Annotated in this window: 18 protein-coding genes and 3 riboswitches; of the genes, 9 read left to right on the forward strand and 9 right to left on the reverse strand. The window is 28.1% G+C overall.

All coding sequences use genetic code 11. The annotated features are described in order from the left end of the window. Positions 1-54 precede the first annotated feature (54 nt). The gene (locus ACTNBA_RS03265; protein WP_035131061.1) at positions 55-651 is read right to left on the reverse strand and encodes a hypothetical protein; all 597 of its coding nucleotides are present in this window, start codon (positions 649-651) and stop codon (positions 55-57) included. A gap of 685 nt (positions 652-1,336) precedes the next feature. Between ACTNBA_RS03265 and ACTNBA_RS03270 the strand changes: the two genes are divergently transcribed. The 3 genes from ACTNBA_RS03270 (at position 1,337) to ACTNBA_RS03280 (ending at position 2,606) form a co-directional block, all read left to right on the forward strand. Further along, on the forward strand, positions 1,337-1,858 hold the full coding sequence (locus ACTNBA_RS03270; RefSeq protein ID WP_441072560.1) for a sigma factor-like helix-turn-helix DNA-binding protein: 522 nt from the start codon (positions 1,337-1,339) through the stop codon (positions 1,856-1,858). Between the two features lie 22 nt (positions 1,859-1,880). Next, positions 1,881-2,111, forward strand: coding sequence for a BhlA/UviB family holin-like peptide (locus ACTNBA_RS03275; protein WP_441072562.1), 231 nt, complete (start codon positions 1,881-1,883; stop codon positions 2,109-2,111). Positions 2,112-2,225: 114 nt separating this feature from the next. Further along, the gene (locus ACTNBA_RS03280; RefSeq protein WP_441072564.1) at positions 2,226-2,606 is read left to right on the forward strand and encodes a hypothetical protein; all 381 of its coding nucleotides are present in this window, start codon (positions 2,226-2,228) and stop codon (positions 2,604-2,606) included. 95 nt (positions 2,607-2,701) lie between these two features. Here ACTNBA_RS03280 and ACTNBA_RS03285 read toward each other — a convergent pair whose 3' ends face one another. Then, a complete protein-coding gene (locus tag ACTNBA_RS03285) occupies positions 2,702-3,145 on the reverse strand; it encodes a hypothetical protein (protein WP_441072566.1) in 444 nt (147 codons plus the stop codon). 371 nt (positions 3,146-3,516) lie between these two features. On the opposite strand from ACTNBA_RS03285, the gene ACTNBA_RS03290 reads away from it, so the two are divergent. The 3 genes from ACTNBA_RS03290 (at position 3,517) to ACTNBA_RS03300 (ending at position 4,823) form a co-directional block, all read left to right on the forward strand. Further along, positions 3,517-4,038: an RNA polymerase sigma factor gene (locus tag ACTNBA_RS03290; protein WP_441072568.1), complete on the forward strand. Its 522-nt coding sequence runs from the start codon at positions 3,517-3,519 to the stop codon at positions 4,036-4,038. Positions 4,039-4,197: 159 nt separating this feature from the next. Then, positions 4,198-4,419, forward strand: coding sequence for a hypothetical protein (locus ACTNBA_RS03295; RefSeq protein WP_441072570.1), 222 nt, complete (start codon positions 4,198-4,200; stop codon positions 4,417-4,419). Between the two features lie 17 nt (positions 4,420-4,436). Next, entirely contained in the window at positions 4,437-4,823 is a 387-nt protein-coding gene (locus ACTNBA_RS03300) for a hypothetical protein (RefSeq protein WP_035131073.1), read from the forward strand. A 72-nt stretch (positions 4,824-4,895) separates the two neighbouring features. Here ACTNBA_RS03300 and ACTNBA_RS03305 read toward each other — a convergent pair whose 3' ends face one another. Continuing rightward, a complete protein-coding gene (locus tag ACTNBA_RS03305) occupies positions 4,896-5,168 on the reverse strand; it encodes a hypothetical protein (protein WP_035131075.1) in 273 nt (90 codons plus the stop codon). A 92-nt stretch (positions 5,169-5,260) separates the two neighbouring features. Between ACTNBA_RS03305 and ACTNBA_RS03310 the strand changes: the two genes are divergently transcribed. Further along, the gene (locus ACTNBA_RS03310; protein ID WP_441072572.1) at positions 5,261-6,652 is read left to right on the forward strand and encodes an IscS subfamily cysteine desulfurase; all 1,392 of its coding nucleotides are present in this window, start codon (positions 5,261-5,263) and stop codon (positions 6,650-6,652) included. A 248-nt stretch (positions 6,653-6,900) separates the two neighbouring features. Here the strand turns inward: ACTNBA_RS03310 and ACTNBA_RS03315 are convergent, their stop codons facing one another. The 5 genes from ACTNBA_RS03315 to ACTNBA_RS03335 form a co-directional block, all read right to left on the reverse strand. Further along, positions 6,901-8,130 carry an MFS transporter gene (locus ACTNBA_RS03315; protein ID WP_441072574.1) on the reverse strand — a complete coding sequence of 410 codons (1,230 nt, stop codon included), beginning with the start codon at positions 8,128-8,130 and terminating at the stop codon, positions 6,901-6,903. A gap of 358 nt (positions 8,131-8,488) precedes the next feature. After that, positions 8,489-10,063, reverse strand: a complete 1,575-nt coding sequence (locus ACTNBA_RS03320) for an alanine/glycine:cation symporter family protein (protein ID WP_441072576.1) — start codon at positions 10,061-10,063, stop codon at positions 8,489-8,491. A gap of 70 nt (positions 10,064-10,133) precedes the next feature. Then, positions 10,134-11,423 carry a diaminopimelate decarboxylase gene (gene lysA / locus ACTNBA_RS03325; protein WP_441072578.1) on the reverse strand — a complete coding sequence of 430 codons (1,290 nt, stop codon included), beginning with the start codon at positions 11,421-11,423 and terminating at the stop codon, positions 10,134-10,136. A gap of 262 nt (positions 11,424-11,685) precedes the next feature. Then, positions 11,686-13,539 carry a sigma-54 interaction domain-containing protein gene (locus ACTNBA_RS03330; RefSeq protein WP_441072580.1) on the reverse strand — a complete coding sequence of 618 codons (1,854 nt, stop codon included), beginning with the start codon at positions 13,537-13,539 and terminating at the stop codon, positions 11,686-11,688. A gap of 149 nt (positions 13,540-13,688) precedes the next feature. After that, on the reverse strand, positions 13,689-14,066 hold the full coding sequence (locus ACTNBA_RS03335; protein WP_051823942.1) for a CoA-binding protein: 378 nt from the start codon (positions 14,064-14,066) through the stop codon (positions 13,689-13,691). A 418-nt stretch (positions 14,067-14,484) separates the two neighbouring features. On the opposite strand from ACTNBA_RS03335, the gene ACTNBA_RS03340 reads away from it, so the two are divergent. Both ACTNBA_RS03340 and ACTNBA_RS03345 read left to right on the forward strand, forming a co-directional pair. Further along, the gene (locus tag ACTNBA_RS03340) at positions 14,485-16,473 is read left to right on the forward strand and encodes a fructose-1,6-bisphosphatase (protein ID WP_441072582.1); all 1,989 of its coding nucleotides are present in this window, start codon (positions 14,485-14,487) and stop codon (positions 16,471-16,473) included. A gap of 199 nt (positions 16,474-16,672) precedes the next feature. Then, entirely contained in the window at positions 16,673-17,335 is a 663-nt protein-coding gene (locus tag ACTNBA_RS03345) for a hypothetical protein (protein WP_441072584.1), read from the forward strand. Between the two features lie 141 nt (positions 17,336-17,476). Here the strand turns inward: ACTNBA_RS03345 and ACTNBA_RS03350 are convergent, their stop codons facing one another. Next, the gene (locus ACTNBA_RS03350) at positions 17,477-22,186 is read right to left on the reverse strand and encodes a SpaA isopeptide-forming pilin-related protein (protein ID WP_441072586.1); all 4,710 of its coding nucleotides are present in this window, start codon (positions 22,184-22,186) and stop codon (positions 17,477-17,479) included. A 72-nt stretch (positions 22,187-22,258) separates the two neighbouring features. Next, positions 22,259-22,340, reverse strand: a riboswitch (cyclic di-GMP riboswitch). A 178-nt stretch (positions 22,341-22,518) separates the two neighbouring features. Next, positions 22,519-22,600: riboswitch (cyclic di-GMP riboswitch) on the reverse strand. Positions 22,601-22,810: 210 nt separating this feature from the next. After that, positions 22,811-22,892, reverse strand: a riboswitch (cyclic di-GMP riboswitch). Positions 22,893-23,029: the final 137 nt, after the last annotated feature.

Here is a 23,029-nt window from a genome sequence, read left to right on the forward strand (position 1 = left end):
AAATAATATAAACACTAAGGAACTCCATAGAATAACTTCTATGGAGTTCCTTAACTATTTTAAATTTAAATACAGATTGTTATCTAATATTTCATAGTCACATTTATCTGGAAAATTTTCCTTAATCTTTTCAAGTTTATACCTATTTCTTTTAACAATAAATCCACTTATTACCGCAGTATTATCATCTTTCCATGAAATGTTCATTCTTATAACGCGATCATCATTAAACTCGCCCTCTATTTTAGGTGCCTTAATTGTTTTTTTAAAGAAAGAGCCTACTTTTTTATAAAATCTTACATTAGCACTTGGGTACCATGAAGTTTGAATATTTACTATTAATATATTTTCATTATTTGGTGAGGTATATTCTTCTGAAGTACGAAATCTATCATCTAAACCATTACCAATATATAATGTAAATACATAAATGAACAAAAATATAATTGTTATCACCATGTAAGAAAATTTTTTCATCATAAATACTAAAACTATTGCTAAAATAGAATAGATAGCAATGTATGTATAAATGATTTTGTCATCATTCAATAATGTAATTCCAAATTGTAAATCAAGAAACAATTTTATTCCTGGTATCAAAATTAATAAAGCAATTATAAAATATTTTATTATTTTAAGCCTTTCTTTCATGAAATATCCTCCCGGAATAAGTAAAAAATATATATATCTGTGAAAGTATATTAATATTACCAATCAACGTCTGAAATACGGTGATTGGGAACGCCATTGGATAATTATCCACCACAACCCTTTCATTAAAATTGACTATTGGGATAACATATGTAAATATTTGTGACACTGTAATTAATAGTCCTAAAAAAGTACAAGAGCCATAGTTTTACTTTTAATTGCTCTAGTCAATTCAATCTTTATAAGTTTATTCTTCAAAATCTCACCTTCAATTCTAATAAATCGTTTTAGTATATTTTTACTATATCATTATATTTTTCATTTAATAACAAATTTAATATATTTATAGCATTAACTTATGTAAATTTATACATATTTATTTATTTGATTACAGAAATCAAATGCTAAAATGGTTACCTTGAAAGTATATCAAAATAAACTTTTAATTGAATGAAAGATGCTTGAAAAGTATAAATTATAGCTTAAGTTTCTTATTTTAAATTATTTATACTTTTATAAGTAAACTTAAATGAAAATTCCGTGTAGGATATTTATAACTTTTATAAATATCCTATTATTTTTTTCCTCTAAAAAAAAATGCACATACGTACTTTGAGGAGTTTACAATTAGCAAATTTAATCCTCTTTAATAATTATAGACAAAACTTCTAAGGAGGAATATGTGATGGAGTCAATATGCAATTTAATAAAAAGAGCTAAAAACTTTGATAAGGAAAGTATGGAATTATTAATAACTAGATTTGATCCTATAATAACTAGTTTATCAAGAAAACTTCAAAACGAAGATGCTAAAAGTGAGCTAACTATATTCTTTATAAGGATGATATACGAAATTAAGCTAACAAATCTAAAAAGTTCATCAGATGGAGCTTTAGTAAATTATATTAAACAAGGATTATATAGAAAATATTATAAACTAAATAAAGTATCCCCTATTGTTAGTGTTGAGTTTAGTGATATTTTTACTGTTGATAATAATGATTATGTACAAATTGAATATGAAATATTTCTAGATGAACTAGTAATGAAAAAAGTACTTAACGAAAAACAAGCGTATGTTTTATTAAAAAAATACTACTATCACTGTACTGATGAGGAGATATCAGTAGAACTTTGTATAAGTAGACAAGCTGTAAATAAGATTCATAGAAAAGCTATTGATAGCTTAAAGAAATATCTAAATTAAATGAAGGTAGGTAAAATAAAATATGGAGAGTGAAATTCTGAAAGCTGCACTATCCCAAGGTATTTGGGCAGTGCTCAGTATATTTTTATTATTTTATATATTAAAAGCTCAAGAGACACGAGATATGAAGCAGGAAGAAAGAGAAAGGAATTATCAAGGTATAATAACAAAACTTACAGATAAATTTGACATAGTAGATGAAGTAAAAAAAGATGTTGAAGATATAAAACAATATGTAATGAAAAATAAATAAAAAAATTTTATTTCAAGTTTACAAATCTAAAATAAATTACTCTTTTATAAGTGTAATTACTTAATCGATTAAGTATTAAAATAAAAATATTAAAAAGAAAGAAGGAATTTTATTATGGGATTATATTTTGGTGCAGGAGACGGAAGATGTCCATCTTCTTCAAAAACAGTTTATGCTTATTATACAAGAAAACAACTAGTTCAGATGCAACAGCTAATGGCAGCACAAGATGCAGCTAAAGCTTGGGCAATTTCTAAAGCGGCAGAAAAATTAGCACCAGTAGTGGCATCAGCAATAAAACAAGCAGGATTAACCATTGGTGTAAATATTGCAACTGATTCTATTATAAGTTTTTTTACCAGTAACTCAAAAACATTAGCTAACATTTTAATGGCAAACTCAGGTAGCGGTTTTACCCTTAAACTATCTTTAGGATGTATTAATAAAGGCTTGAATGGTCATTACTGGGCTATTAGATCTTTATCAAAAGTATAATCGTTATTACTATTTCATACCAAATGTACAACTAATGAAACAGAGATAGTCTATACCTTAAATAGGTTAGTCTATCTCTGTTATTAGTTTAGTATCTATTTTAAAAGTTCATTTAAAATACTTAAATCTATTTTACTACCTGCAGTTATATATTCTCTGGTTCCAACTCCATTTTCATTTATAGCTACATAATCATCACTTATACCAATCCATCCTAACTCTTCCCCTTCATAATTAAACTTAATAATATATATATCCTTTTTATTAGCATTTTTTAAATTTAAAAAATTATGAGTAGTCTTATATTTCTTGAATATTTCTATTAGCTCTGGTAATTTGTCACTTGAAACTGAGATTTCAGTTCCATCATTAAGTGCACCTTGCTTAGAAATAACATTTATTTCTATATTTTCTGTAGATTCTAATTTAGAAAAGTTTATTCTTGAATAAATACTTCTTGGATAATAAATGTATATACAACCGAAAATTAAAATCACAATTACAAGCAACTTAATTGTATTTTTACTACTTAATCTCATATCTATATCCCCCTCACAATATTTCATCATAAAATAATTATATTTAATATAGTTATTATTTAAATTATACCATACATACTTTAATAATAACTTTACTTTCAATACCTAAAATAGACATTTCATGCAAACAAATAATATATTTGAACTCAATATATCCCATTTCCTTAATATATACTTTTAAAAAGCTGCAAGGGGTTGTTATAGCTTTTCTTGTAGCTTTTTTGACATTTCAAGTAAAATTCAATTTAAATGTTTTCAATAAATGTAATATATAGTCATAGATTGTAATAATTTATGTCTATATAGGTTGCATTTAATCTATTTTAACTTCTCCTTACTTTATATCAATATCTTTAAGGAGGATTTATGCAATGGAATCAATAGTAAGTTTAATAGAAAGAGCTAAAAGTTATGATAAGTTTAGTATGGAATTATTAATACTTAAATTTGACCCGATATTAAACAGTTTATCTTATAAATTGGGATATGACTGTGCTAAAACTGATTTAACCATATTCTTTATAAAATTGATCTATTCAATTAAATTAGAAAGTATTAATACCTTATCTGAAGGCTCAGTGGTAAATTATATAAAAACTTCATTTTATAGAGAATATTATCGACTTGGTAAATCTCAAATTATATGTGAATATTATGAAAAAAATGATTTATATGTACCAATTAGTGATTATCACAAACTTGAAGATAAAATATTTTTAGATGAGCTTGTCCTAAAAAAAATTATAAACGAAAAACAAAGATATGTTTTAATCAAGAAGTACTACTATGATTTCACTGATAAAGAAATAGCTATTGAATTAGCTATTAGTAGACAGGCTATAAGTAAAATTCATAAAAAAGCTATTGAAAATTTAAAAAAATATCTAAATTAAAGACAAGTATAAAAAAATATAAAACATTGTGTAGTAAAAAAACAAAAAAAGTTTTTTATTAGGTTTACAATTTTTTTTTTTAACTCTCCTTTATATGTGTAATTACTTAATCGATTAAGTTTTAAAATAAACAATTTAAATTTTAGGAGGAATGTTATTATGCCAAGAAACGGAGATACAAAAATTGTTGAAACAATAATATATAGAGCTGAGGCAAATAGAATATTAAGTAGTAAATCAGGAGCCGAAGCTGAAAGAATTAAAAAGTTGCTAATGTATTCTTATGGAAATAAATTCAAATCAATAACTACTTATAAATATCGTAATGCCGGAAAAAATAGTGGCTGGTATATTTATAATGTTACAGTAACTAATATATAGAAAGAAGGAATTTTATTATGGCAAGTTATTATATAGTTAAATATGGAGACGGTGGTTGTCGTACTGCAAATAAAACCACTACAGTAACACTTAACAGAACAGAGTTAGATAGTTTAAGGACTCTCTGTGCTGGAAATAGAGATAAAGCACTTAAAAATCTTAATAGACTATCTATAATTATAGCCGGAGCAGGATTAGGTTTTTGGGCTGGTATGGGAGTTTCAGTTGCAATGAATGAATTTTCTAGTGCAATATCAAAATGCTTATCTCAAAGTCCAGAAAAAATTAATAAACTACTCTTATCAAAAAATAGTTATTATAAGGTTAAATTAAATCTAAGATGTGTTAATAAAGGTAGAAATGGACATTATCTTTCTCTAAATACATTAGATCCTATTAATTAATTCAATTTATATTATATGCAAAAAAACAAAGTAATAAATTCAATATTAAGATATTGAATTTATTACTTTAAACTACTTTTGCTTATCACAATTATCTACAGATGAAAATTTTATAGTAATAAGAATTGCTAAAATTACAGCTATAATAATGCACATTATTCTAAAATTAGTATCTTTCCAATAGAAAGGAATAAATGTAGCTATTAAAAGAGGTACAATAGCAAGTAATTTACTTTCTACTGATAGCTTTAAAATATTTTTACAATTATTACATTTATGAGATTTAAACAATAATAAAATTTTTTGCTTATTACTTATTTTAACATTACAGTTAGGACAATTCATTTAATCAACTCCTATATTATGTATTATATTATATATTATATAACATAAGAGTAAAAATTTGAATAACCTAATTACAAGGAGGTAACTAATGAATGATAAATGTATATATAGATGATAGTTGTTTCTATTGTAAGGCTTTAATAAACTATTTAACTATAAATAATATTAATTTTACTACTGTAAATATAAATGATGCACCCCCTTATATAAAAAGCATTGGATTAATACCTATAATAAATATAAACTCCAATATAATAGAAGGATTTGATATTGATAAGATAGACTCAAATTTAAATATTATTGGTTGTAAACATGATTCAGTTTATTTAGATAATGCAGCTACTACTAAATTGAGCGACGAGGTTTTTAAAGAAATGCGTCCTTATATAAGAGAAAATTTCGCAAATCCTTCATCCATTTATTCAATAGGATTAAAAAATAGGGATGTTATTAATAAAACTAGAGATAAAATAGCTACAATATTAAACTGTGACAAAGAGGAGATTTTCTTCACATCAGGTGGAAGTGAAGCTAATAATATGGCCATTAAAGGAATTTCTTTTGCTAATAAACATAAAGGAAACCATATAATAACATCTATGATTGAACATTCATCAGTTATAAGTACTTGTAAATACCTCGAAACTAAAGGTTTTAGAGTTACGTATTTACCTGTAAATAAATATGGTTTAATTTCTATAGCCCAGTTAGAAGCAAGTATAACTGATAAAACTATATTAATCTCAATAATGCATGCAAATAATGAAATTGGAACAATTCAAGATATCATACAAATAGGAAATATAGCGAAAAAACATAACGTATATTTTCATACAGATGCAGTTCAAACAGCTGGTAAGATAGCCATTAATTTGTCTAAAGTTAATGCTAATCTCTTGTCATTGTCAGCCCATAAATTTTATGGGCCTAAAGGCATAGGAGTACTATATATAAAAAATAATACTAAAATAGATCCCTTAATTCATGGTGGAAGTCAAGAATATAGTATGAGAGCTGGAACGGAGAATGTATCTAATATTGTTGGACTTGGAAAGGCTTTAGAGTTAAGCGTAAAGCGCATTGATACAAATCAACAATATATAAAATCCCTTCAAATTCAATTGATTTCACAAATACTAAAAAATATCCCTGAAGCAAAGCTAAACGGCCATAAATCTAATCGATTATGTGATAATGTTAGTATAACTCTAAATAACTTAAGTTATTTGGATAGTTATATGCTGAGATTTTTACTAGATACTAATAGAATATATATATCTTCTGGTTCAGCATGTAATGAACTTAATGGTACATCATCCCATGTATTAAAGGCTATAGGTTTAGATGACAGTCAATGCAATAAAACACTAAGGTTCACACTAGGTTTCGATAATACAAGAGAAGATATAGATTATACAGTTAATACCCTTATAATCATAATAAATAAATTAGCCAAATATTATAATAGGGAGAAAATCAAATGATAAATTAACTTATCAAATTGTCAACTAAATAAAGTCAAATGCTATCTAGAAGAAAACTACAAAGCATCAAAACAAAGAGCAGCATTAATAACTAACTTAAAAAATTAATTGTTAATGCTGCTCTTTTTCTATCTATCCTGCTACCCCTTCAACAGATTCCAAAGGTGGTGCTATCTAAACTGCAACTAGGTTCACGTGGAAGTCTTCCATTTTAAGCAAACTTTTCACTCATTCCATTTTTCCTATTATCAATTATTCCCCTTTAGAACTCTTCTGCTCCCAAAGCTTATTATGAAAAGAATCACTGCAAGTACCATAAAAGCTACCCTTAATGAAGTTACTTGTCCTATGACCCCTAATAATGGAAATATCATAATCATAAATATACTGAAGCATATACTTTGAACAGATATTAGGGTTGCTCTTTGAGCTGATGGGATAAGCTTATTTATATAATCAGAGCTAACAGGATATAGGATATTTATACTTACAGAAAACATAATAAATCCTATGATAGCAATTAAATTCTTACTGCTAATAAGAACTATAAGCCACACTCCTCCTAACATTGGAACTATATAAAGCATAGCTTTTTTAAATTTTCTTTCTACTTTATAGGCGAACTTTGCTCCTATGGCACAGCCTATACTTGATATTACATAGATTATTGCTATGAAACTTCTAGAGTATCCCATTTCACTAAAATACTGTTGAGTATAAAAATGAGTAGTTGTGCCGGTCATAAATATTAATTCAAAAAACATCATTATTAGTATAATTTTTTTATTAGATTTCATCACTTCATAACAGCTTTTAAAATGACCTACTATAGTCACTCTTTCCTTTGCTTCTTCATGAAATTCTGGTTCTTTAAATCCAAAGGAAATTCCTAGTGCACATATACTTACAATGGATGCTAATCCATAGCTATATGTAAAGGAGTAATCTGATAATATTCCTCCAACTAATACAGCTATTCCTTGAGCTACTTCAATTATAAAATTTAAATTTCCATTTATCTTTAGGTATTTTTCCTCTTCTCCTGTAACCTTTAAGGAGTCATAAACCAAGGCTTCTTCTGAGCCTGAATTTAAATTGTAAGATATGGCGGATATTACAAAGGCAATGGCAAACCCTAAAAAACTATTGCAAAACAGCATTAAGATTGCTCCAATTGCGGACATTATCCTTCCAAGTATTATAGTATTCTTTCTTCCAACAATATCAGCAATGGCTCCTGTTGGAACTTCACATATTAAACTGGTTATATGGTGAACTGATTCTAAAAGTCCTATTTCTATAAGAGACATGCCTTTATGAGCTAAATATAATACCCAAATGGCAGAGCTTATATCTATGGAAGATAAAAACTTATACATATAATCAATTTTTATATTTTTCTTTATCCTATCTAAGTAATCTGCGCTCTTTCCTTTATTAATTTTATTTATATCTAAACTTTCTTTTACGTTATTCATTGTAACTCCCCCTAATGATTTCTGTTAGTAAAGCTTCATAGAAGCTAAGAACTCTGTTTATTAGCATAATAAAAGACTCTATTATAAAGAATTTAATCTTATAATAAAGTCTTGGAGTTACTTTTGAAGTTGAAGGACTATTATTCCTGCAAAATCATCTTAAAAAAAGATATAGTAACCCCTTAGTTTTCAATATTGCAGTTTTAGTCATAGAACTGCTGCTCATTGGGGTATATCCTTTTTTTATATTAAGATATCTCACAGTTGTTTCCTCCATTTTTTCTTATATAATTTATTATATCATATGGGTAATATTTTAGTATACATTATTATCCTATTTTTTATATAATTTAAATATTTACATAGATACTTCTTTCTCTTCTTTATAATTATCAATTCCATAGTTTCCCCAACAAGGAGTTTCAATTCCTATGTCTAGAGAGTTAAACTTTGCACCTTTCGTGCTATTATAATTATCTAAAGCTTTAAATACAATTTTACATCCTAATAATAATATAGGTACATTGGCATATACAACTAGTATGTTTACTAAGTCAGATATATACCATAGGTTCCCTAGTTCTAGTCCTGATAAAACTGTTAAACAACCAAAAGGTACAAATATAAAGGCACCTAAACTTCTTATTGTGTTAATACATTTCTTACTTTTTGATATAAAGTTTCCTGATATCTCTGCAAATAGAATCATTCCAAGTAAGGTTGTAAATGCAAATAATCCATAGCATAAAGATATTATTATAATAGCAATTGAGTCAAAGGCTGTACCTGGAATTAAGTATTGTACAGAGGTTAAATAAACTGTTAGCTTAGAACCTTTTATACTCTCCCAAGCCACTCCTGATTCAGCTGCCCAAAGGCTTGCCATAACTACAACTATTCCTGTCATTGTGGCAATTACCATAGTATCTAAAAATACTCCTAGAGCTTGTACTAATCCTTGTTCTACTGGATGGTCAGTGTCTGCAGTAGCTGCTGCCATAGTTATAGTACCTTGTCCAGCTTCATTTGACATAAGACCTCTTTTTATTCCTTGAGCAAGTGCAACACCAAAGGCCCCACCAAAGATGGCTTGTGGTTTAAAGGCACCTGCAAATACTGCTGTAAAAAATACAGGTACTTTATCTAAGTTAAATATAATTATTACTAATGTTATTCCTACATAAATTAAAGCCATTACAGGCACTAACTTATCTGTAACCTTGGTAACACCATTTATTCCTTTAAATACAGTAACTACAACTGAAGCTATTAATAATATAGTAATTGCATAGTATAGTAATGATTGTCTTTCATAAACTGTTCCTGTAATTGTTTCTACTACTGAACTTAAACTAGTTACAATATTAAAGGTTTGAGCTGGTATACAGAACATTGCATATACAATAAATAAAACAGCTAGTACTATTCCTATTGCTCTTTTATTCCCTAAAATCTTCATCCCATAAAAAGGTAGTCCTCCAACAAACTCATCATCCTTCTTCTCTTTAAAAATTTGAGCTAAAACTGCTTCTACAAAGGCTGTAGCCATTCCAAAGAATGCAGAAACCCACATCCAAAATATAGCTCCTGGTCCTCCTACACTAATTGCTCCTGTAACCCCTACTATATTTCCAGGTCCTATTCTCATGGCTGAACTTAGTAGAAATGATGCTAAAGGGCTAATTCCTGCTTCATGAGATTTCTTCTCTACAAGTATTTTAATCCCTTTTTTAAACTTAGTACATTGAACAAAGCCCATTTTAAATGTGAAATAAATACCTGATCCTACTAAAAGTAAGATAGCTAAAGAAAACTTTCCTATTATAGGAATGTTAGAATACCATTGAAAATTAGTTGGAAAATCCCATAAAAAGTCTGCCACTGGTACTATAAATTCAAATATTTTATTTATGGAGTTAAAAAATCCTTCCATTGTTATATCCCCCCGAAATTTTATAATGTGTAGTTATTATCTCATATCACCCATATTTAAACTAGAATTATTAAATTACATCCATGGAAATTAAATCCTCGTAGCTTTCACGTCTTACAATAATTCTTTCTTGTCCATCTTTTATCATCACTACAGCAGGCTTTGGAATTTTATTATAATTGCTAGCCATGGAGTAATTATATGCACCTGTACTCATAACTGAAAGAATATCTCCTCTTTCTATAGAATGAGGCACCATTAAATCCCATATTAGTATATCTCCTGATTCGCAGCATTTTCCAGCTATTGTAACTGTTTTATTTCTTTCATTATCCATTTTATTTGCTAAATATGCTTGATACTTTGCTGTATATAATGCGGTTCTTGGATTGTCTGGTAATCCTCCATCTATGGATACATAGGTTCTTACTCCTGGAATATCCTTAATAGTTCCCACAGTGTAAAGAGTTATACCAGCTTCTCCAACCATCCATCTTCCTGGCTCAATAAAAATCTTAGGCATCTTAAGTCCATTTTCATAGTTTTTTTTCTTAATTGCTTCCATTATTGCATCAATAAAATAGCTTAGAGATTTTGGCTTATCGCTTTCTAAATATTTTATGCCAAAGCCTCCTCCAACATTTAACTCTTCTATTTCTATATCTAAATCATTTTTCAGCTTTTTCATCAATCTAATTGCATTTTCTATAGCTTTCAGATGGGATGAGTTATCAAATAATTGTGAGCCTACATGGAAATGAATCCCTCTGAAATTTATATTTGTTGATGTTGTTGCTATAGTTATAGCTTCCTTTATAATTTCATCATCTAATGGAATACCAAATTTAGAATCCTTTTGACCAGTACTTATATACTTATGAGTATTGCAATCTATATTTGGAGTTATTCTAAATAAGATATCTACAACTTTATTTGCTTCATTGGCAAGGTCATCAAGCACTTGTAATTCATCTAAACTATCAACCACTATTCTTCCTACACTATACTCTATGGCCATTTTTAATTCTGCTGTTGTCTTGTTATTACCATGAAACATTATGTCCTTTGGGTCAATGCCAGCTCTAATTGCTACAAAAAGTTCCCCTCCTGATACTACATCTATTCCCATGCCTTCTTCCTTCATTATTTTACACATTTCTAAAGTCAAAAAGGCTTTACTTGCATAAAATGCCTTAGTATTAGGATACTTTTCTATGAAACTTTCCTTTAATTCTTTACACTTGTTTCTTATGCAATCCTCAGATATTACATATAAAGGTGTACCGTACTTTTGTGCTAATTCCTGAACATTACATCCATAAAAATATAAGTTTCCTTCTTTAATGCTATTTTGTAACATATCTATTGCCTCCTACTAAATTTCTTACTTTAATAGTAAAGCAATATCTATGCCACATTTTTAAAAGATATTTACTAAATTAATCCCTTTAAAATAGCCATTTTTTTATTAGTCTTTAAATATAGCTTATATGTTTTTCCACATTTTCGAACTATTCTAAATATTGTTTTCTAAAACTTTGATTTTGCTCAATATGTAAGAATTTAAAACAGTTCATTTTTGCGAACACCATTCCGCATTAACGGAATATTTATATTTAATTTTATCTATAATCATTTATATGGATATTATATTTTTTTAATTTATCATAAAAGCTGGTTTTTCCAACTTCTAATATATTTAAACAAGCTTTAATATTTCCTTTATAAGCTCTTAAACAGTTAATTATTATTTTCTTTTCTGCTTCTTCTAAACCAACTTTTAAACTTTCATTTATTTCTTGTGTTTCATTTTTTGTATTGTATACTAATATATCTTTAGAATAAATTACGTTAGAATCATTTAAACTTATTGTTCTCTCGAGAACATTTTCTAATTCCCTTATATTCCCTAACCAAGATAAGCACATTAACTTGTTCATTGCTTCTCTAGTCATAGTAATGTGTTCTTTTTTTAATTTCTTAGATAAATTTTCAATTAACTTGTCCACCAATAAGGGTATATCTTCAATTCTATTTCTAAGAGGCTCAATGTATATAGGTATAATATTGATTCTATAATATAAATCTTCTCTAAATTCCTTTTCCTTTATTAATTGTTCAAGATTTTTATTTGTAGCACATATAATTCTGGTGTCTACCTTAATTTCTTCTATTCCTCCAATTCTATAAAAGGTTTTATTTTGTAAAAAATTAAGTAGTTTACCTTGAATCTTTAATGGCATTTCTCCTATTTCATCTAAAAATACAGTACCATTATTAGCTAATTCAAATAGTCCTGGTTTACCTGACTTTCTTGAATTAGTAAATGCTCCACCTTCATATCCAAAAAGCTCACTTTCCAAAAGACTTTCTGGTAATGATGCACAATTTATGTGAAGAAACTTATTATTTTTCCTATTGCTGATATTATGAATTTCTTCTGCTAAAGTACTTTTTCCCGTTCCACTTTCCCCTAGTATTAATACCGTTGAATCTGTTTTTGATGATTTATAAGCTATTTTCTTAATATCATTTATATGGGCGCTTACCCCTTGAAACTTTTTGAAACTTCTTGCTATATTTTCATCTTCTAATAATTTTTCTGTTTTTTTAAGATTCTTTAATAAAACGTTTCTTTCTTCTATTACTTCTTTCAATTCTGTTATGTCTTCAACTCTTAATATAGCCCCAATTTTATTTTCTTCTGAATATAACGGTATAATTGATGATAATGTAGCTATACCATTAATATTCATAAATTCATTTGTTACTATATTATCTTCTTTAGTAGCACACCTATAGAATTTATCCATTTCATTATTTCTTTCATGAACATTAAAAATGAAATCTCCAATAGGATTTATAGCCTGTGCATTCTTACCTTTTTCTCTAAAAACTCTCTCTTCTAATATGTATCTTAAACTTTCATTTCTAGCTGTATAGCCCTTACTTTGATAAAATACTAGTTCATTATTTCTAATTATCACCATATGTCCAACAGCATATCTATAATTCATACTATATATTGTGTCATTTATATTTATTTCTAATATTTTTTTACTATAATCTATACTTAGCTTATACTTTAATTCCCTATATACTCCATCAAGATATACTTCCCCACTTTGATCACTTACTTCTATAATTTTGTAATTCTCATTAACATCATTATTAGAACTTTTATATGTACCAAAGGCTAAAATTGAATCTCCCTTTTTAAGGTTTTTATCATAGATACCGATCTTCTCAAATGACTTATAATCTAGTTCCCCATCGTCCTCACCAACTTTATTATCTACAATAAAAACCAAATCATCTTTTTTAAGTCTATCTGACTTATGACTAATTTTTGTAGATTCAAATATTCCAAATATCTCCTTAGCCTTTTTATTGTAAGTTGTTATTATTCCCTCTGTATCAATAACAATAACTCCTTGTGAAATATTATCTAGTATTTCATTTAAAGCTTCACCCATAAGAACTTCCCCCATGTCTTACCCTATAAATAAACTCCAACCCAAATTTAAAAATGAGATTGGAGTTTATTTATTGTTTATTTATTAGTTAGATCTTTCTAATCCATGATTACACATTTGTTTTTAACATTTTCTATATGAAACAAGGACTATAACTTCAATAATTCTACATGCATACAGTCTTCTAGTTCTATGTTAAAACCTAATTTTTTAGCTTCTTCTATAACTTCTTCATTAAAAGAACCTGGTTGGAACCATACATTTTTGATTCCTTTTGCTTTTATTTTAGGAAGAGCTTCTAAAGTAATTTTAGGATTAACTATTACATTTATTCCATCTATTAATTCTGGTAGCTCTTCTATAGATTTATATAACTTTATTCCATCTATAGAATCATATTTAGGATTTATTCCATAAACAGTATATCCTCTATCCTCTAATTCTCTAAAAATCTTGTATCCAAATCTTGTAGTATCAGTGGTAGCTCCAAGTAAAGCCCAGCGTTTTAGGTTAAGCATTTTATTCATATTTATCACTCCTAATCTTATTTTATATATATAGTTTGTTTATTTTTCACAGTTACTATTCTTTAATCCTATCATGTAGAATATATCTTTTCAATTCTAATAATACAAAATAATTCATTGTGTATTTATACCCAATAAAAACTCTATTGATGTTAAGAAAATTGATTACTATATTAAAATTATATATGTAGAATATATATAGATATATGATAACCTATTTATCTATGATATTAGTAAATTATATAAATTTCATGTATAATATCATATATATAATAATTATAATATAGCATATTACATATAACTATATAGATAGTAATTTTTCAAATAACTATATAGATAGCAATTTTTAATAACTATCTATAGATAACTATTTTACCTATAACTATCTGAATAGTTATTTGCTAAGAAGGAGATAATCATGAGCGGAACTTGTGAAATAAGTGCTGATATAATTGAAAAGGATTTAAAATACCTAGAACTTCTTTCTCATAATTTTCCTACAATATCAGATGCTTGTACTGAAATTATAAACTTGGAGGCAATATTAAATTTACCTAAAGGTACGGAGCACTTTTTAACGGATCTTCATGGTGAACATGAAGCTTTCCAACATGTACTTAAAAATGCTTCAGGTGTAATAAAAAGAAAGGTTAATGATATCTTTGGTAATACCCTTAGAGAATCTGAAAAAAAAGCTTTATGTACTCTTATATATTACCCTGAACAGTATATAGATATTGCCCTTGCTAAAGAAGATGATCCTGATGATTGGTATAAGATTACCCTTAATCAATTGATTCAGGTATGTAGAAATGTATCTTCTAAATATACTCGTTCTAAAGTTAGAAAGGCTCTTCCTGCAGACTTTTCCTATATTATAGAGGAGCTACTTCATGAATCTGAAGCGAGACCAAATAAACAAGATTATTTTAATGGAATATTAGATACTATTATTTCCATTGGTAGGGCTAGCGATTTTATAACTGCAATTTGTAATGTTATTCAAAGGTTGACTATAGATTCTCTTCACATAGTAGGTGATATCTATGATAGAGGTCCTGGAGCTCACATAATTATGGATATTCTATGTAATTATCATTCCTATGATATCCAATGGGGAAACCATGATATTCTTTGGATGGGTGCTGCAGCTGGAAATCATAGTTGCATTTGTAATGTTATTAGAATTTGTACTAGATATGCTAATCTAGAAACCTTAGAGGATGGCTATGGTATAAACATTTTACCTCTAGCTCGTTTTGCTATGGATGTATACTCTAATGATCCATGTAAATCCTTTAAACCAAAGGTTACTAATGATTACTTTAAAGAAAAAGACTTAAAACTTATGGCTCAAATGCATAAGGCAATTTCTATTATACAGTTTAAATTAGAAGGTGAAATTATTAAAAGACATCCTGAATTTAACATGGATGATAGAAGACTTCTTGATAAAATTAATTATGAAAAAGGAACAATTGTTATAGGTGGTAAGGAATATGTATTAAATGATACTAACTTCCCTACTATAGATATTAATAATCCTTATAAATTGACAGATGAAGAAAAAGAATTAATGTCTAAGCTTCATAGTTCTTTCTTAAATAGTGAAAAACTTGAGAAACATGTTAGATGTCTTTACTCTAAGGGTAGCCTTTATTTAAAGAGCAATTCTAATCTTTTATATCATGCCTCCATTCCTTTAAATGAAGATGGCACTTTTAAGAATGTTAAGCTTGGAAACAAGGAATTCTGCGGTAAAGAATATTTAGATAGGGTAGATAGAATTACTAGAGAAGCATATTTTAATGAATGTGATAGCAAAAATGCTCATTATGCCTTAGATTACATGTGGTATTTATGGTGTGGCCCTGATTCACCTCTCTTTGGTAAGGATAAAATGGCTACCTTTGAAAGATATTTTATAAATGATAAGATTACTCATAAGGAAAATAAATGCCCTTACTTCAATCTTAGAGATAATGAAGAGGTTTGTAATAATATATTATTAGAATTTGGTCTTTCTCCTAAACATTCTCATATAATTAATGGACACGTACCTGTTAAAACTATTAAAGGTGAAAATCCTATAAAGGCTAATGGGAAACTTTTAGTTATAGATGGGGGATTCTCTAAGGCTTACCAACCTGAGACAGGCATTGCAGGCTATACTTTAATTTATAATTCCTATGGCCTTCAATTAGTTCAGCATGAGCCTTTTGAATCAACTCAAACAGCCATTGATGAGGGGAAAGATATCATATCTACCAACTTCATTTTAGAATTTAACTCTAGAAGGCTAAAGGTTAGAGATACTGATATAGGTACGGAACTTATAAGTCAAATTCATTACCTTCAAATGCTTTTAAATGCCTATAGAAAAGGCATAATTAAGGAAAGAAAATAAATTAAACTAAGGGAGCTTTTTTGAAATAAGCTCCCTTAAATATTTTTATAACCTTATCTTCCCAGAATCCATATTTAATAGCCTTTATTGCAAAAATAATTGATATTTGGTAAATTTTATTATATTATATAATTGCTTTAAATAAGAATTATCCAAATAAAAACAATTTACAGATTTTAAAAACAAAGGGGAATTACATATGAAAAAATTTATAAAACCTAGTATTCTTTGTATCGTTATGTTATTAAGTATTTCATCAATTTTTTTAGGATGTAGTAAAAAGACTATTCCTATTGATCAAACTGCAAAAGCTTTTTATGACTTAGTTATTTTACAAGATAGCGCCGAATTTGAAAAACTTGGTGTGACAAATGATGAAATTAAATCTATGGCTGAAATTCAAAAAAAATCAATGAATGAAGCTACTAAAGCTGGTTTTGTACAAGCTGGTCTACCTATTACTGATGAGCAGTTAGATCAAATTTATAACGTTCAAATAGAAGCTTTAAGAAAATTAAAACCTACTATAGAAGTTGTTTCTAGTGATAAAGAAATATCTCAAGTTAAAATATCAACTACATATGTTAATATGGTTGAAGCAAGTACTAAAGCTGGTGATGACACTATTTCTGAAGTACAAAGCAAACAAATTTCTGATATGACTAAAGTATCAGAAATTTTCATCAAAAAAATAATTGAAAATATTAATGCATTAACTCCTTCAACTGATGTTAAATCAACTACTTTTGAATTTGAAAAAGTAAAAATGAACTTTGGTAAGAAAACTGAAGAAGTTTGGGTACCAAAAGATTCCATTTCATTTGGTAATGATTTAGCTAATATGTGTATAGGAAATAATTAATAAATTTAAATAGGCAATTTTTGTTTAAAGTAGAAAGGCTATTGTATTTTACAATAGCCTTCTTTACATGTACATAGAATTTAAAATATATGTGTTACTTTTTATTTTAAATATCTATTTTTATATTTAAATTCTTTACTTTTATTTTTTCCTTTTTGATACTAGACTAACGCCACCTATAACTGTTAATGCCCCAATTATAAGTTTATAATCAAATGACCCACCAGTCTTTGGCAAAACATTTATTATTTTATTAACAATATTCTCAGCTTCGTTTTTAACAGTGAATTTTTTTATTTCCGTAGAATTAACTTTAACTTGTAACTCTTCTTTGCTTAGAATATATCCCTTAGGAGCCTTAGTTTCTTTAATAGTATAATCACCATAATCTACATCCTTAAAAATTGCAATACCATCTTTATCAGAAACTACAGTAGCTACTTCTTTACCATCTCTATCATACAAAGTAAACTCTGCACCTTTAAGTAGCTTTCCCTTCATATCAGTTTTAGTAATTATAATACTACCCTTAATTCTGTTATTTACTACCTCATAAGTATATAGCTCACTATCTTTGACCACAAATACCTTTATTGTACCTTCTGAAGCTAAATATCCTTCAGGAACTTTTGTTTCTTTTATTGTATATTCTCCATAAAGAATATCCTTAAACAACACAGTACCATCTTCTCCTGATACAGAAGTTTCAATTTCTTTACCCTCTGAATCGTATAATGTAAATTCTGCTCCTTTTAAAGGTTTCTTATCTTGATCTAATTTTTTAACTTGAATCGAAGCTCTAATTCTTGTGTTAGACACACTTTCAGGATTTGCTTTTACAGTTTTATCATTTTCAATTATATTAGCAGTTAGTATTTCCTCTAAAATAACATATCCCTCTGGAGCTTTTGTTTCCTTTATAGTGTACTTGCCATACTCTACATTTTCAAATTGTACTTTTCCATTTTCATCACTTATAGCTGTTGCTATAGGATTTTCAAACTTCGTATCAACTTCTTTATAAATCTTGAATTCTGCTCCTTGTAATGGGTTTTTATCTTCGTCTAGCTTAGTAAACTCTATACTTCCTCTAATTTTTGTATTAGATATACTTTCAGGGTTCGCTTTTACTACCTTTCCATCTTCAGTTATGATAGCAGTTAGTATTTCGCTTGAAAGAAGATATCCTTCCGGAGCTTTTGATTCTTTTATAGTGTACTCTCCATACTCTACATTTTCAAATTGTACTTTTCCACTTTCATCACTTATAGCTGTTGCTATAGGATTTTCAACCTTTGTATCTATTTCTTTATAAAGTTTGAATTCCGCTCCTTGTAATGGGTTCTTATCTTCTCCTAGTTTAGTAAACTCTATGCTTCCTCTGATTTTTGTATTCGAAATACTTTCAGGGTTTGCTTTAACTAATTTACCATTTTCGGCTATAATAGCAGTTAGCGCTTCCTCTGAAATAACATACCCTTCTGGAGCTTTTGATTCTTTTATAGTGTACTTACCATACTCTACATTTTCAAATTGTACTTTTCCACTTTCATCACTTATAGCTGTTGCTATAGGATTTTCAAACTTTGTATCCATTTCTTTATAAAGCTTAAACTCTGCTCCTTGTAATGGGTTTTTGTCTTCACCTAATTTATTAAACTCTATATTTCCTCTAATTTTTGTATTAGATATACTTTCAGGGTTTGCTTTTACTATCTTTCCATTTTCAGTGATAATAGCAGTTAGTATTTTCCCTGAAGGTATATATCCTTCTGGAGCTTTTGTTTCTTTTATTGCATACTCTCCATACTCCACATTTTTGAAATTTACTTTTCCATTTTCGTCACTTATAGCTATTGCTATAGGATTTGAATAGGAAGTGTCTGAAATCATATAGAGAGTAAACTCTGCTCCCTCAAGAGGGATATTATTTTCACCAGTTTTAAAGAATTCAATTTCACCTTTAATCTTTTCATCTTTATAATTATATGTTATATTCTTTTCATCTTTAGTATTTTTAAGTTGAAATTTATACAATTCACTACTTAATGTATATCCTGTTGGAGCAACCTTTTCTCTAACGTAATAGTCTATATCAAACTTCAATTTACTAAATACAATCTCTCCAGTTAAGTCTGTTGGTTCTGAAGTTTTTATAACATTTTCATACTTATCAAGAAGTTCAAATACAGCTCCTTCCAGTTTAATGTTTTCGTTATTTTTATCTACTTTTGCAACCTTAATGCTACCAGTTTCGCCAACTCCACCACCGCCAGCACCTTGGAATATAACATCAACATTTCCTGAAGAAGAAGTTCCCTCTATTCCTGTACCTTTAAAGGATATAGCGTTAGTAAATGGTGACTTACTTTTGTCTACTACATCAGTTCTAAAGGTTAAAATATATGCTTCTTCAGTTGGAGAAGGTAATATAAAGGTAAACTCTCTTGTTTCAGCATTATATTTTACATTTCTTTGATTTAAAACAACCTCTTCCCCTTTTTCAAGGTTTCCATTAGATTTTAAAATCTGCTTATACAGTTTTATAGATGTGGTATCAAGTTCAAGTCCCTCTTGAAGGATATCTGTTAAAGCTGCATCCTTAATTAATATTTTGTTAGAGTTAATGGTTACATTCCAATCAATATAAGAATTACCTCTTTCATAGATAGCTTTTTTATCTATTAAAGTACTTTTTATAGTACCTTTTCCTGTACTTTCTACACCTCCAGGCACTAAATCAGTTATTAGCTTTGCAGTATTCTCAACCTGCTTTTCTCCATTAGTGTTAAATATAGAGGTATCTGTAATTTTAGTCTTAAAAGTTATTATTTGCTCATCTTTGATTTCACTAGGGAAATTATATCTTAAGGTTTTGGCAGTTTCATCATAAACATAATTTGATGGCTCTGCAGGAATTCCATTAATCAAAACAGAATTAGGAACAAACTCCTGCCCACCCTTAATATTATCTATTATATAAGCATTAGGAAGAATCATTTTATTTTTATTAACTACAATCTTCCAGGTAATTTCTCTTGTTACATAGTCATAATCACTACTAGACTTATTTATAACTTCACTTTTTAAATACTGCCAATTAGAAGCATTAGATTCTTTAATATTGTCCCCTGTTAATCTAGCTTCATTGTAATAATTTTGATTATTGTAACTATATCCTTCCATATTTCCTGCATAAACCTTGGGATCTGTTACTTTTGTTCTAAAGGTTATTGTATAAGTTTCGTTAATATTACCATTAAAGGTATAAGTTAATGTTCCAGTTTTATTAGCATCACTCTCTGCTGCTTTCACATAGTTAAAACTTCCTCCTGGAACCTCTTTATCTATAGTAGCAGAACCATCTACATATTCTTGTCCTAATCTTATTTCATCAGTAACCACTGGATTTTTTATTGCTATCTTATTACTATTTATAGTAACCTTCCAAGTAATTTCTCCTGTAGCTGGATTATATCCTGCGCCTTGTTTAGAAATAATGCTAGTAGGTACTCCAACGCCCTTTTCATCTGAAGCATCGCTTGGTACTCCATCACCAGTTAAAGTTGCTTTATTGTTATAGGTTTTCCCTGTATTGGAATTAAAGGCATCTCCATCAGTTACATCTGTTGAAAATTGGATTATATGTGACTCATTAATAGCACTTGGGAAAGTATAGGTAAATTTTTGTCCAACTAAAGAATAATTATCCTCAGTTTGGTTTCCATCCATCTTAACACTACCATCTACAAAAGTTAACCCCTCTGGTATATCATCAGTAACTACAGCATTTGGAATATTTTGAGCATTGTTATTTACATAAATAGTCCAATTAATTCTCTTTGCCTCTACATCGTACTTTCCATCTTTTCTAATAAAGTCTGTATAAATAGCTACTGATGCCTCATTAGATTCTACAAAAGTTCCATCATGATTAAAGATTGCTTTATTCTTCTCATATACCGTAGCTCCCTCAGATTTAAAAACTTCTGGATTTACTACCTTAGTTTTAAAGGTAATTACTTGCTCTGTTTCTATTACACTTGGAAATTTATAAGTTAATCTATTATTGTTATAATCATAGTTATAATTTGCTGTATCTGCACTAACTCCATTTATAGTAACAGAACCAGGTATAAACTGTTGTCCCACTGAAATGTTGTCCACAATATCAGCATCATTAACCGTGACTCCTTCTGTATTCACAATTACTTTCCAAGTAATCTCATTTTTAGAAGGGTCATAACTTCCGTACTTTATAGCAGAAGCATCAGGAACTTCCGGTTGCTCAAGGTTTACGTTAATTATAACAGGAGAAGAATTTCCTCCAATTTCAAATGTAATAGGTACTGGACTAGGTCCTCCTATTTGGTCAGGATCAAATTGAGTATCAATAAAAAAGAATCCTGAAACATTGGAATTATTCTCTGCAAATTCATTAAAAGTAATGGTAACATTACCATCAGTTTCTATTTTAACATTTGCAATTGTATCACCATTATCAAGAGTAATAGGGAAATTTAGTGTACTTATTATTTGGATTTCCTTAGGTATTTTCAAAGTATAAGTATCACCATTTTTTACCGTCCCCTGATTTGGTATAGTAAACTTATAGGTTAGTTTTACCTCTTCATTTTTACTTATGGGATTTGATGACTCATTTATAGGATTCCCATCATTACCTGTTAATCTTACTTCAGTAATAAATGGGAAATCTCCTGTAATATCCATAGCACTAGCTTGCATTGTAGGAACAATATTTAAAACTTGACAAACTACAATAACTAAAGCCATAAAAATAGATACTCTCTTCTTTACCTTAGGTGCAGACATAAATTTCTTCTTTTTCATAATTCTCCTCCTTAATAATTTTTTTCAATAAAAAAGACCGACCCTATACCAATCTTATATAAATATAAGATTGGTTATAAAGGTCGGTTGCACTACTTACTCCATATATACAAAGTGCCCAAATTAGTATATACTTCAATGTTTCCTTAAAACTATTAGAAAATTGTATTTAATATTTTTGGAACAAAATTAAATCAATCTATGCTTAAGTATAAAAACAGATAGTTTGTTCTTTAGTTTGGGTATGGATTTAAATTTCTTTTTTAATCTTCCTCCCTAATAATTTTTTGTAATAAAAAAACCGACCCCATGCCAATCTTATATATAAGGTTGGTTATAAAGGTCGGTTGCACTACTAACTCCGTATATACAAAGTGCCCAAATTAGTATATACTTCAGTGTTTCCTTAAAACTTATAATAAAATTCACTCAATGATTTATAAACGAAACCAAATCATGTAATATTTATTATTTTTTAATATATTTTACTATTTAAGTATAGCTCTATATTTAGTATTTGTCTATACACTTTTTGGGGTTTTTTATACTAATATTTTCTATATCCAAGTTTTAAACTTATATAACTAAAACCGACCCCATGCAATCTTATATAAATATAAGATTGGTTATAAAGGTCGGTTGCACTACTAACTCCATATATACAAAGTGCCCAAATTAGTATATACTTCAGAATTTCCGTAAAACTTATAATTAATTAATCTACTATTTTATAAGAGGATATTAGCACAAGTAGATATAACAGTCAACAATTTAATTGCATAAAATACATAATTATCTATAAATATGACTAAAAGTAACATATGTATGTTTATTGTTTTAACA

Source organism: Clostridium sulfidigenes, from assembly GCF_052067195.1.
GTDB classification, from domain to species: domain Bacteria; phylum Bacillota; class Clostridia; order Clostridiales; family Clostridiaceae; genus Clostridium_J; species Clostridium_J sulfidigenes.

Bases quoted from the DNA above. Each gene is read 5' to 3' on its own strand.
- ACTNBA_RS03265 (WP_035131061.1), bottom strand. From the start codon at position 651: ATGAAAGAAAGGCTTAAAATAATAAAATATTTTATAATTGCTTTATTA.
- ACTNBA_RS03270 (WP_441072560.1), top strand. From the start codon at position 1,337: ATGGAGTCAATATGCAATTTAATAAAAAGAGCTAAAAACTTTGATAAG.
- ACTNBA_RS03275 (WP_441072562.1), top strand. From the start codon at position 1,881: ATGGAGAGTGAAATTCTGAAAGCTGCACTATCCCAAGGTATTTGGGCA.
- ACTNBA_RS03280 (WP_441072564.1), top strand. From the start codon at position 2,226: ATGGGATTATATTTTGGTGCAGGAGACGGAAGATGTCCATCTTCTTCA.
- ACTNBA_RS03285 (WP_441072566.1), bottom strand. From the start codon at position 3,145: ATGAGATTAAGTAGTAAAAATACAATTAAGTTGCTTGTAATTGTGATT.
- ACTNBA_RS03290 (WP_441072568.1), top strand. From the start codon at position 3,517: ATGGAATCAATAGTAAGTTTAATAGAAAGAGCTAAAAGTTATGATAAG.
- ACTNBA_RS03295 (WP_441072570.1), top strand. From the start codon at position 4,198: ATGCCAAGAAACGGAGATACAAAAATTGTTGAAACAATAATATATAGA.
- ACTNBA_RS03300 (WP_035131073.1), top strand. From the start codon at position 4,437: ATGGCAAGTTATTATATAGTTAAATATGGAGACGGTGGTTGTCGTACT.
- ACTNBA_RS03305 (WP_035131075.1), bottom strand. From the start codon at position 5,168: ATGAATTGTCCTAACTGTAATGTTAAAATAAGTAATAAGCAAAAAATT.
- ACTNBA_RS03310 (WP_441072572.1), top strand. From the start codon at position 5,261: ATGATAAATGTATATATAGATGATAGTTGTTTCTATTGTAAGGCTTTA.
- ACTNBA_RS03315 (WP_441072574.1), bottom strand. From the start codon at position 8,130: ATGAATAACGTAAAAGAAAGTTTAGATATAAATAAAATTAATAAAGGA.
- ACTNBA_RS03320 (WP_441072576.1), bottom strand. From the start codon at position 10,063: ATGGAAGGATTTTTTAACTCCATAAATAAAATATTTGAATTTATAGTA.
- lysA (WP_441072578.1), bottom strand. From the start codon at position 11,423: ATGTTACAAAATAGCATTAAAGAAGGAAACTTATATTTTTATGGATGT.
- ACTNBA_RS03330 (WP_441072580.1), bottom strand. From the start codon at position 13,539: ATGGGTGAAGCTTTAAATGAAATACTAGATAATATTTCACAAGGAGTT.
- ACTNBA_RS03335 (WP_051823942.1), bottom strand. From the start codon at position 14,066: ATGAATAAAATGCTTAACCTAAAACGCTGGGCTTTACTTGGAGCTACC.
- ACTNBA_RS03340 (WP_441072582.1), top strand. From the start codon at position 14,485: ATGAGCGGAACTTGTGAAATAAGTGCTGATATAATTGAAAAGGATTTA.
- ACTNBA_RS03345 (WP_441072584.1), top strand. From the start codon at position 16,673: ATGAAAAAATTTATAAAACCTAGTATTCTTTGTATCGTTATGTTATTA.
- ACTNBA_RS03350 (WP_441072586.1), bottom strand. From the start codon at position 22,186: ATGAAAAAGAAGAAATTTATGTCTGCACCTAAGGTAAAGAAGAGAGTA.